Source organism: Bacteroides sp. 1_1_30, assembly GCF_020982715.1.
Classification (GTDB): Bacteria; Bacteroidota; Bacteroidia; order Bacteroidales; family Bacteroidaceae; genus Bacteroides; species Bacteroides xylanisolvens.
The window spans coordinates 25,899-33,415 of sequence record NZ_JAJKHN010000073.1; the positions used below are offsets into that span (position 1 = coordinate 25,899).

General features: G+C 50.2%; 10 protein-coding genes. 9 read left to right on the top strand and 1 reads right to left on the bottom strand.

Annotated features, from left to right (window positions below; translation table 11 throughout):
• The first annotated feature begins 297 nt into the window (after window positions 1-297).
• From LPH68_RS19470 to LPH68_RS19490, 5 genes are all read left to right on the top strand, one after another.
• Window positions 298-1,728, top strand: a complete 1,431-nt coding sequence (locus tag LPH68_RS19470) for an ATP-binding protein (protein ID WP_004292637.1) — start codon at window positions 298-300, stop codon at window positions 1,726-1,728.
• Between the two features lie 5 nt (window positions 1,729-1,733).
• Complete coding sequence (locus LPH68_RS19475; protein WP_004312206.1) at window positions 1,734-2,354, top strand: hypothetical protein; 621 nt, start codon at window positions 1,734-1,736, stop codon at window positions 2,352-2,354.
• On the top strand, window positions 2,351-2,764 hold the full coding sequence (locus tag LPH68_RS19480) for a hypothetical protein (protein WP_004312207.1): 414 nt from the start codon (window positions 2,351-2,353) through the stop codon (window positions 2,762-2,764). The genes LPH68_RS19475 and LPH68_RS19480 overlap by 4 nt, the downstream gene beginning before the upstream one ends.
• A 233-nt stretch (window positions 2,765-2,997) precedes the next feature.
• Complete coding sequence (locus tag LPH68_RS19485) at window positions 2,998-3,240, top strand: helix-turn-helix domain-containing protein (RefSeq protein WP_004292639.1); 243 nt, start codon at window positions 2,998-3,000, stop codon at window positions 3,238-3,240.
• A gap of 30 nt (window positions 3,241-3,270) precedes the next feature.
• Entirely contained in the window at window positions 3,271-3,744 is a 474-nt protein-coding gene (locus LPH68_RS19490; protein WP_004312208.1) for a hypothetical protein, read from the top strand.
• Window positions 3,745-4,056: 312 nt separating this feature from the next.
• Here LPH68_RS19490 and LPH68_RS19495 read toward each other — a convergent pair whose 3' ends face one another.
• The gene (locus LPH68_RS19495; RefSeq protein ID WP_171028073.1) at window positions 4,057-4,266 is read right to left on the bottom strand and encodes a hypothetical protein; all 210 of its coding nucleotides are present in this window, start codon (window positions 4,264-4,266) and stop codon (window positions 4,057-4,059) included.
• 246 nt (window positions 4,267-4,512) lie between these two features.
• Here LPH68_RS19495 and LPH68_RS19500 point away from each other — a divergent pair, with 246 nt between their 5' ends.
• The 4 genes from LPH68_RS19500 to LPH68_RS19515 are packed head-to-tail and all read left to right on the top strand — an operon-like array spanning window position 4,513 to window position 7,172.
• Window positions 4,513-4,950 carry a hypothetical protein gene (locus LPH68_RS19500; protein WP_004292642.1) on the top strand — a complete coding sequence of 146 codons (438 nt, stop codon included), beginning with the start codon at window positions 4,513-4,515 and terminating at the stop codon, window positions 4,948-4,950.
• Window positions 4,947-6,179: a hypothetical protein gene (locus LPH68_RS19505; RefSeq protein ID WP_004292643.1), complete on the top strand. Its 1,233-nt coding sequence runs from the start codon at window positions 4,947-4,949 to the stop codon at window positions 6,177-6,179. The genes LPH68_RS19500 and LPH68_RS19505 overlap by 4 nt, the downstream gene beginning before the upstream one ends.
• Window positions 6,180-6,185: 6 nt before the next feature.
• A complete protein-coding gene (locus tag LPH68_RS19510; protein WP_004292644.1) occupies window positions 6,186-6,722 on the top strand; it encodes a hypothetical protein in 537 nt (178 codons plus the stop codon).
• Between the two features lie 27 nt (window positions 6,723-6,749).
• Window positions 6,750-7,172 (top strand): integrase, encoded by a 423-nt coding sequence (locus LPH68_RS19515; protein WP_004312210.1) that lies wholly within the window; start codon window positions 6,750-6,752, stop codon window positions 7,170-7,172.
• Window positions 7,173-7,517: the final 345 nt, after the last annotated feature.

Here is a 7,517-nt window from a genome sequence, read left to right on the forward strand (position 1 = left end):
TACTCCATTACCACCGTTTTCAGCCTTATTTGAATAATTGCCGAATTTTGACCTTTCCGGCCAGATTTCAATCCGAAGAGGTCAAAACTCGGCATATCTGTTTATCAGATACATAAACCTGAACTTATCTTCTTGATTTAGATAGATAATTTCAGATTTATGGACGCAGTTCATAAACCTCACAAAACCTTATATCTGAATTTACAGCGTAATATTTCATAGATAATATCAAATAAGTGGTTCTAAAATTTGCTTGGGCAATTCCAAATGCGTAATTTTGCATCAAAACATGAAAGTATGGATAAACTTATTGGCCGCGACAAAGAACACGCGGAACTGGAAAGATGCCTGAACTCGGACAGATCGGAGCTGGTCATAGTCTACGGCAGGCGGCGTATCGGAAAGACATTCCTGATTGAAGAATTTTTCGACCGGGAGTTTGATTTCAAATATGTCGGTGCGCATGGAATGACCACCCGCAGACAGTTGAACAACTTCCTGAATGTGCTCAACAGTTATTCGGGAAAAAAGTTCTCCCATTTAAGCAACTGGGATGAAGCCTTTTATGCCCTTGAAGAATACCTGTCGTCCCTGCCCGCTGACCGTAAACGGATTGTGTTCATAGATGAAATGCCTTGGATGGATTCGGGAAAATCCATATTCGTGTCGGCCCTTGAAAACTTCTGGAACGGCTGGGCCATGTCACAGCGGAACATCATGCTTATCGCCACGGGGTCCGCGACCTCATGGATGAAAGACAAGATTGTCGCCAACAAGGGAGGCCTCCATGCCAGAGTGACGTGTAACCTGCATCTGTCCCCGTTCACCCTGAATGAGACGGAGCGGTATCTCGCTACCAGAGGCATCGAATGGGATCGTTACCAGCTTACCCAGACATACATGGTGCTTGGCGGTGTTCCGTTTTATTACAGCCTTCTTGACCCCGCGTTGAGCCTTTCCCAGAATATAGACCGGCTGTTTTTCAATGAAGGCGCACTTTTGAAACTGGAGTTCGAGGAGCTATACAACGCCCTTTTCGACAATGCCGACCTGTACACGTCAATCGTACAACTACTCAGCGAACACGAATCGGGAATGACAAGCAAGGACATATTCCAGTCACTATCATCGAAGAGCAGCAACATAACCAAGGCGATAAAAAACCTTGAAAGGTCCGATATGATAGAGAAATGGCTTCAGTACGGCAACAAACGTCGCGGAGCCGTTTACAGGCTTACGGATTTCTTTTCGCTGTTCTATTTCAAGTTCCTTGCCGACAACCTCTCACACGATGATGAATGGTGGAGCAATCATCTTGATTCCGGAAATGTATTCGACTGGATGGGTAGCAGTTTCGAGCTTGTCTGCATGAGACATCATAAACAGATCAAGTCGGCTTTGGGAATAAGGGGCATGGCTACATCCTTGTCCACATGGCAGGTCAAGCCCAATAAGGAGGAAGGAATGCCCGGCGGACAAATAGACATGATAATAGAGCGGGCTGACCGGATCATACACCTGTGCGAGATGAAATTCTGCATGGACACATACCGTATCAAGCCCGAATACGAACGCCGGTTGCGTGACCGTTCCGGTTTGTTCAGGGAACTTACCAAGACCAACAAGACACTGGTTCATACCTTTATCACGACGTATGGTGTGGCCAATGGCAAGAACAGAAGCATCGTCCACAGCGAGGTGACGATGGACGACCTTTTCAATTCCTGACGATTATGATGATACGGCAAATAACACAACGGTTGCACGAAGTGAACACGCTTCTTGCAACTTACGGACAAGGCGTCTTGTCTTTTGAACAGGCCTTGCCGCCGTCCCTGTTCTATCAGGATTTCAACGACACGAACCTTCTTGTCAAGGAGGCAGCCTGTCTGGTAAAGGAGAACCCCGGACAACTTCTGGACTTTTCTTCTTCCCTTCTTTCGGAAACGAACAAATACCTTTCACTCGACAGGACACCGTTGCAGACAGTGAACTTTGAAGCCCTTTTCGAGGAATATCTAAGCCCCTTTGAACACCGGTACGAGGAAGCGAAAACAGCCGCCACAGAACTTTGGCGCGAGTATTCGGCAATGAGTAACCGGTTGGATTTCCTGCCTCTGGATTCGGAAGAATACAGGTCGCTCGACACGGAGTGCGGAGTAGCAAAGGCAAAATATGACCAAGCTCATGCACACGCAAACCTATCATATAAGGAATGGCAGCAGGAGCGTGACCGGAATTTCTGTGTCTGGTGCTTCAAACCGGTATTCCTCGACGTGCTGGTGGAGCGTCTGCAAGGAATCGCCGGAAGCATCATCTCCGACATCAGACGCGTGAAGGAGGGCAACCCATGAACCGTGCAGGCCTGCTGCAAGAGACCACCGCATGGATGGATACCGTTGACCTCGCCCTGTGCCTGTTCATTTACGAGGTGTGCAACGACTACCAGTTCGAGTATCTGTCGGGCAGCGACTTCGTGAACTTCCTGAACCTGAAACCCACCGAACGGGAGGTCATCGTGCGCCCGAAAGAGAACCTTCGCATCTGTTACATGGTGTTTTCCATCGCCCGTACCATCAGGCCGCGAGAGCGCGGGAAACTCTGGTCGGAAGAGTTCCTGAAACGCTGCGGCATATCCAAATCCTACTACGACAAGCACCGCAGCGATGTTTGCAACAATGCTGCCACCAAAGAGAATCAAGATTTCCGCAAATCCATCGACAAGGCCGTTGAAAACGCAAGACGGCTGAAAGGTACCCCATAACCGCCCGTCGTTTCCCCATTCAGCCCGGTATCTTCCCATTATAGCTATGCGCTATACCGTTCATACACAACGGTATGGCGCATTTTCTTTTCATGCACTTTCCCCATTCGTCCCCCATTGGCCCACCTTGGAGCAAACTTAACTTTGCATCGGAAACAGAAGAAAGGAAAAGTCTGAAAAAACAGCAGATTCCGATTCTACGAAAGTACAAGTAACAATAAAAATGAACGTATATGGAAAGTGAACGTAATTTGATGACCACCACGGAAGCAGCCCGTTACCTCGGACTGAAGCCAAGCTATCTCTACAAGATGATGATGCGCCGCGCAATCCCTTACTACAAGCCGGGCGGCAAGCTGTGCTTCTTCGCCAAGGAAGACCTCGACGCATGGCTGAAACGGGTACGGGTGAAATCGCAGGTCGAGATCGACAGCGAGGCATCCCACTATCTGGTAACACATGAGAAAAACAAATGATTCATCAACCTTTTTTAGAACAATGCAGTTATGGACAATTCAAAGAACATGGAACCGGGTATCAGGAATGCCACGGTTCAGGAATCCCCGAACAAGGAACAGAGAAAGAAAGAGAGCAGACCCGTAATCAGCGCGAAGGTACAGACCATTCTGGACTTTCTTCGCGGCTGTTCCCCCTACGAGGCCGATTCCATACGGGTAATGGTCGGTTACGGGACGGGCAACGGCGATACCGCAACGATTGAGGCGACGGACATGTTGGCTGTCAACCGCTTTCTCAATCACGGGCTTGCCAAAGAAAACGGAACAAGTAACGAGGCCGTGATGAAACACCGTCAGGAACGTGCGCAAAAACTGTTGGAAGCCGTCAAGGATTTCGTTGACATCGGCCAGCTCTGCCGCGTCAGCATCGTGCTGATGAAAATCTCTTCCGACTTCAAGGCGGTGGAGGACGCACGGGGACACCTGCAATCCCAACCCGCCGCCAACGTGAACCGGAACTGATGTCAAAACCGGAACGGGGTATCGGACGGACAAGGAAACTCCCGCACGCACTATCTCATTGAAACTGTTGTAGGTTTTCCGATACTCCATTCCCTTATTTTTTATTGAATTATGCAAGAAAACAAGAGGAACAAGGAAACATCCCTTTTCAAAAAGCCGCAGGGCTTCCGTACAGTCCGCATCCACTTTACCGCAGAGGCAATCGAATGGCTCGGAGGGACAACGAAAGATGACGACGGCAATACAATCGGCAACCATACTCTTTTTTATGACCTGCTCTCACGGATGCGACTGTCCCCCGGCAGGGGCGATTCATTCCGCAGGCCGCAGGAATTGCAGCCCGGACAGTTCCAGTTCTCGGAAACCAGACTCGCGGAGGAATGGAACATAGGGAGAAAAAGAATCCGCAATCTCCTTGCAACGATGGAAAAGCTGGGCATGATAGCGGTGGACGCTTCCAAAACCGCTTCCGTCGCTTCCATGACCTGTGTCGAGGAATGGACGGACTTTCAGAACTTCCACGTCGTAAACCTTTGCAATCCCGCCCTGAATGGTATTCGAACGGCATCTGAACGGCCTTTGAATGGCATTTTATCCGGCAGCGGAGGCACGCCGCAGGAGAGGTGAAAACGTCTTTCAGTTTCGAGATATGCCAAGGTATCACCTCCCTTCGGTCAGTCATCCCTTGGCGCTCTCGCGGCTCACTGGCAGTTCGCCGGTGGCGGCGCTCGCAGGCTCGCACCGCTTAACCCTTATAAAACAACAGTTATGACAGAAGACAATAAGCAAGACACATCATTTCCGTCCGGCGGCAGCCGCACCGAATACATCGGAGCCAAAGTCACCGTGGAACAGAAACAGTACATCCGCCGCCTTGCCGCCGAGTGCGGCATGACCGTCAGCAGCTACGTGCTGGCAAGAGCTTTCAACTACAGGCCGAAAGCGAGGCTGACGGCAAGGCAGGAGGCGGTCATGGAGACCCTTATAGGATGCCGCAGCGACCTCGTGAACTACACGTCCGCGCTCCGTGGCATGAACCCCGAAAAGCGCAGACAGATGTTTAACAGTTACCCTTTCATGCTCGAATGGCTCAAGGAACTCGGCAGGCTGGCCGAGCGTGTCACGGACGTGCTCGACAAGGTACGGTTTTCCAACCGCCTGCCCGACGGGACAAGGAACGGTGAAGACAGGGAGGACGAGCCATGATAGGGAAAGCGAAATCCATCTCCCACGGGATAAATGACATCAGGTACATCACGGGAGAATCGAGGAACAAGAAACATCCCGAACGCATCTTCCACGTGGGGGACAATCTGCTGCCGCCCGGTCTGGATGCCACGGGTATATGGGATTCTATGCGGCTGACGCTGGAGAAGTCCAAACGGGTCAAAAATTCCGTCATCCGCATCGAGGTCAGCCCTGCGCCGGAACACACCAAAGACTTTACCATCGACGACTGGCAAAGGTTGTGGGACGACTTCACGGATGAGTTCGACAACATCGAACTGCTTGACAAGAACGGCAAGACCTATTCCCCGAAAACCGCCCTCAAAGGCAGCAAGGGCACGGTGTGGCTGCATCTGGAATCCAAGAGCGGCATTCCCCACCTTCACGGTGCGTTCTGCCGTATCGACGAACGGGGGAATATCAACAACGACCATGACATACACCTGCGGGCACAGCGGGCAGCCGAGCGTGTGGCCCTGAAACGGGGCTGGACGACTGCCGCCGAAGTACGTGAGACGAACATCGGGCAGGTGAACCGGGACTGCATGGAAACCCTGCAATCCATGGAAAGCTGGTCATGGGACGAGTACGTGGCCAGACTCCGGAGCAAGGGATATGAGTTTTGGGAGCTGCGCGACAACAAGAAGATATTGCGCGGTTACGTGCTGAAGAAAGGCAACGCCAGATACAAGGCTTCCGAACTCGGCAGAGGGCGCAACCTCATGGCGACCAAACTTGAAAGCACGTGGAAAAAGCTGCACGCGGCTCCCAAGACAAGGACTGTTTCGACACAGCCCGCCGCAGGGAAATCTATACCGACTACACCCCGGACGATTCCGGTTCACGCACAAGGAACGACACCGGTTCCGCAATACACCGGCTATCGTCCCGGTACCAGCCCGTACCATATCGACATCGACGGGGAAAGCCGCCGGTTCTTCATTCCCGATGAAGCGTTGGACGTATTCAATGACGAGTTCGACTACCGGGAGACAGCCAACAGCCGTGACCTCACGGACATGGCTGCGGCACTTTTCGTCGGGATGCTCGATACTCCGGCGGTTCCTTCGGGAGGTGGTGGCGGCAGTTCCAACGACCTGCCTTGGGGAAGACGCGAGGACGAGGACGAACGGGAATGGGCACGCCGGTGCGCCCGTGAAGCGGCAAGGGTAATCGGAAAGAAACCGAAGACAGGACGAAAAAGATAACAGCCTATGAATAAAAAATTCGATTTCTCGGAAATAGACGGGGCACTTCCGACTGCCGAAAAAATGCAGGAGCAAGACCGCATAATCGATGCGCTGAAAAACAATTATGAAGCTGTCCGCATTCTTAGTGCCAACGTGGAAAAGCTCGAAAACAGACTTTCGGAAGCCCTGCCCAAAATGGACGGGGCTGTTTCTTCCCTGCGTGGGGCAAGCACGGTCACACTCGGCGAGGAAGCGAGAAAGACGCTTGAACAGGAGGGAGAGAAAATCTGCCGGAAGATGGCCGACAGGATGGAACGGGAATGCGCAAGGCTAGCCGGACGCCTCTCGGCGAATGACCGTGTGCTTATCTCCGCAACCGCTTTCTGGTGTATGGTAGAGGCAATCATCTCCCTCGCGGCGGCTTTCGTTTGTACCTGCGCCGCGAACGCTCGTCTTATACATAGCATATTGCTGTGGGAAGTACTCGGCTGTACCGCTGCTTTTCTCGTTGTCTGTGTCACGTTGACCATTTTTATATGCCGCAAGTTAAGACGAGAATGAAACATTACCAATTAAATAAATATAAGTATGACAACAGTAAAGGTGAAATTCCGCCCGTCAACAGTCGAAGGCCGTCCGGGCACTATCGTTTATTTTGTAACTCACCGCCGTGTCGTCAGGCAAATCACAACCGGTTATAAGGTGTTCTCTCATGAATGGGATGATAAACAGTCAAGACCTGTTTCGGCACCGGCTGGCGAACGGATAACCGTTATTCAGACAATAATCCGAAAACTGGAGGAGAATTTGGAAAAGCTGAACAGGATTATTGAAAGATTCGATCTGCTACGACGAGGTTATTCATCTGAAGATATAATTATGGAGTTCCGGTGCACCGAAAAAGAAAATACCCTTTTTATATTCATGGAGAATCTCATCGAGCGACTCTGCCAATTAAATCACATCGGTACGGCCAAGAACTACCATACCGCACTCGGCAGCTTCAAATGATTCCGGGATAACAAGGACGTTCCGTTGGCAGTAATAGACCAGATGATAATGGAAGATTATCAGGTATACCTGAAATATACATTGACTGTTATAGTAAATAACTAAATATTTTTAGAGCATTGCGTATCAGTAATATATTAAATGTGATGATTTCTAGGTCTTAATAAAGAAGCAATAGTTATTTATGAGATATAAAGAACTTATCATTTTACAAAAAATAGGAAGGTAAAAATACATATAATACCCCTTTGTAGGTAATATTTCCTTATCATAAATGATTATGTATAACAATCTAATATAAATTCTGTCTCTTATACACATCTCCGAGCCCACGAGACCATGGCT

What these genes read in the sequence shown, in the direction of transcription:
- LPH68_RS19470 (WP_004292637.1), top strand. Translation starts at nt 298, where the DNA reads ATGGATAAACTTATTGGCCGCGACAAAGAACACGCGGAACTGGAAAGA.
- LPH68_RS19475 (WP_004312206.1), top strand. Translation starts at nt 1,734, where the DNA reads ATGATGATACGGCAAATAACACAACGGTTGCACGAAGTGAACACGCTT.
- LPH68_RS19480 (WP_004312207.1), top strand. Translation starts at nt 2,351, where the DNA reads ATGAACCGTGCAGGCCTGCTGCAAGAGACCACCGCATGGATGGATACC.
- LPH68_RS19485 (WP_004292639.1), top strand. Translation starts at nt 2,998, where the DNA reads ATGGAAAGTGAACGTAATTTGATGACCACCACGGAAGCAGCCCGTTAC.
- LPH68_RS19490 (WP_004312208.1), top strand. Translation starts at nt 3,271, where the DNA reads ATGGACAATTCAAAGAACATGGAACCGGGTATCAGGAATGCCACGGTT.
- LPH68_RS19500 (WP_004292642.1), top strand. Translation starts at nt 4,513, where the DNA reads ATGACAGAAGACAATAAGCAAGACACATCATTTCCGTCCGGCGGCAGC.
- LPH68_RS19505 (WP_004292643.1), top strand. Translation starts at nt 4,947, where the DNA reads ATGATAGGGAAAGCGAAATCCATCTCCCACGGGATAAATGACATCAGG.
- LPH68_RS19510 (WP_004292644.1), top strand. Translation starts at nt 6,186, where the DNA reads ATGAATAAAAAATTCGATTTCTCGGAAATAGACGGGGCACTTCCGACT.
- LPH68_RS19515 (WP_004312210.1), top strand. Translation starts at nt 6,750, where the DNA reads ATGACAACAGTAAAGGTGAAATTCCGCCCGTCAACAGTCGAAGGCCGT.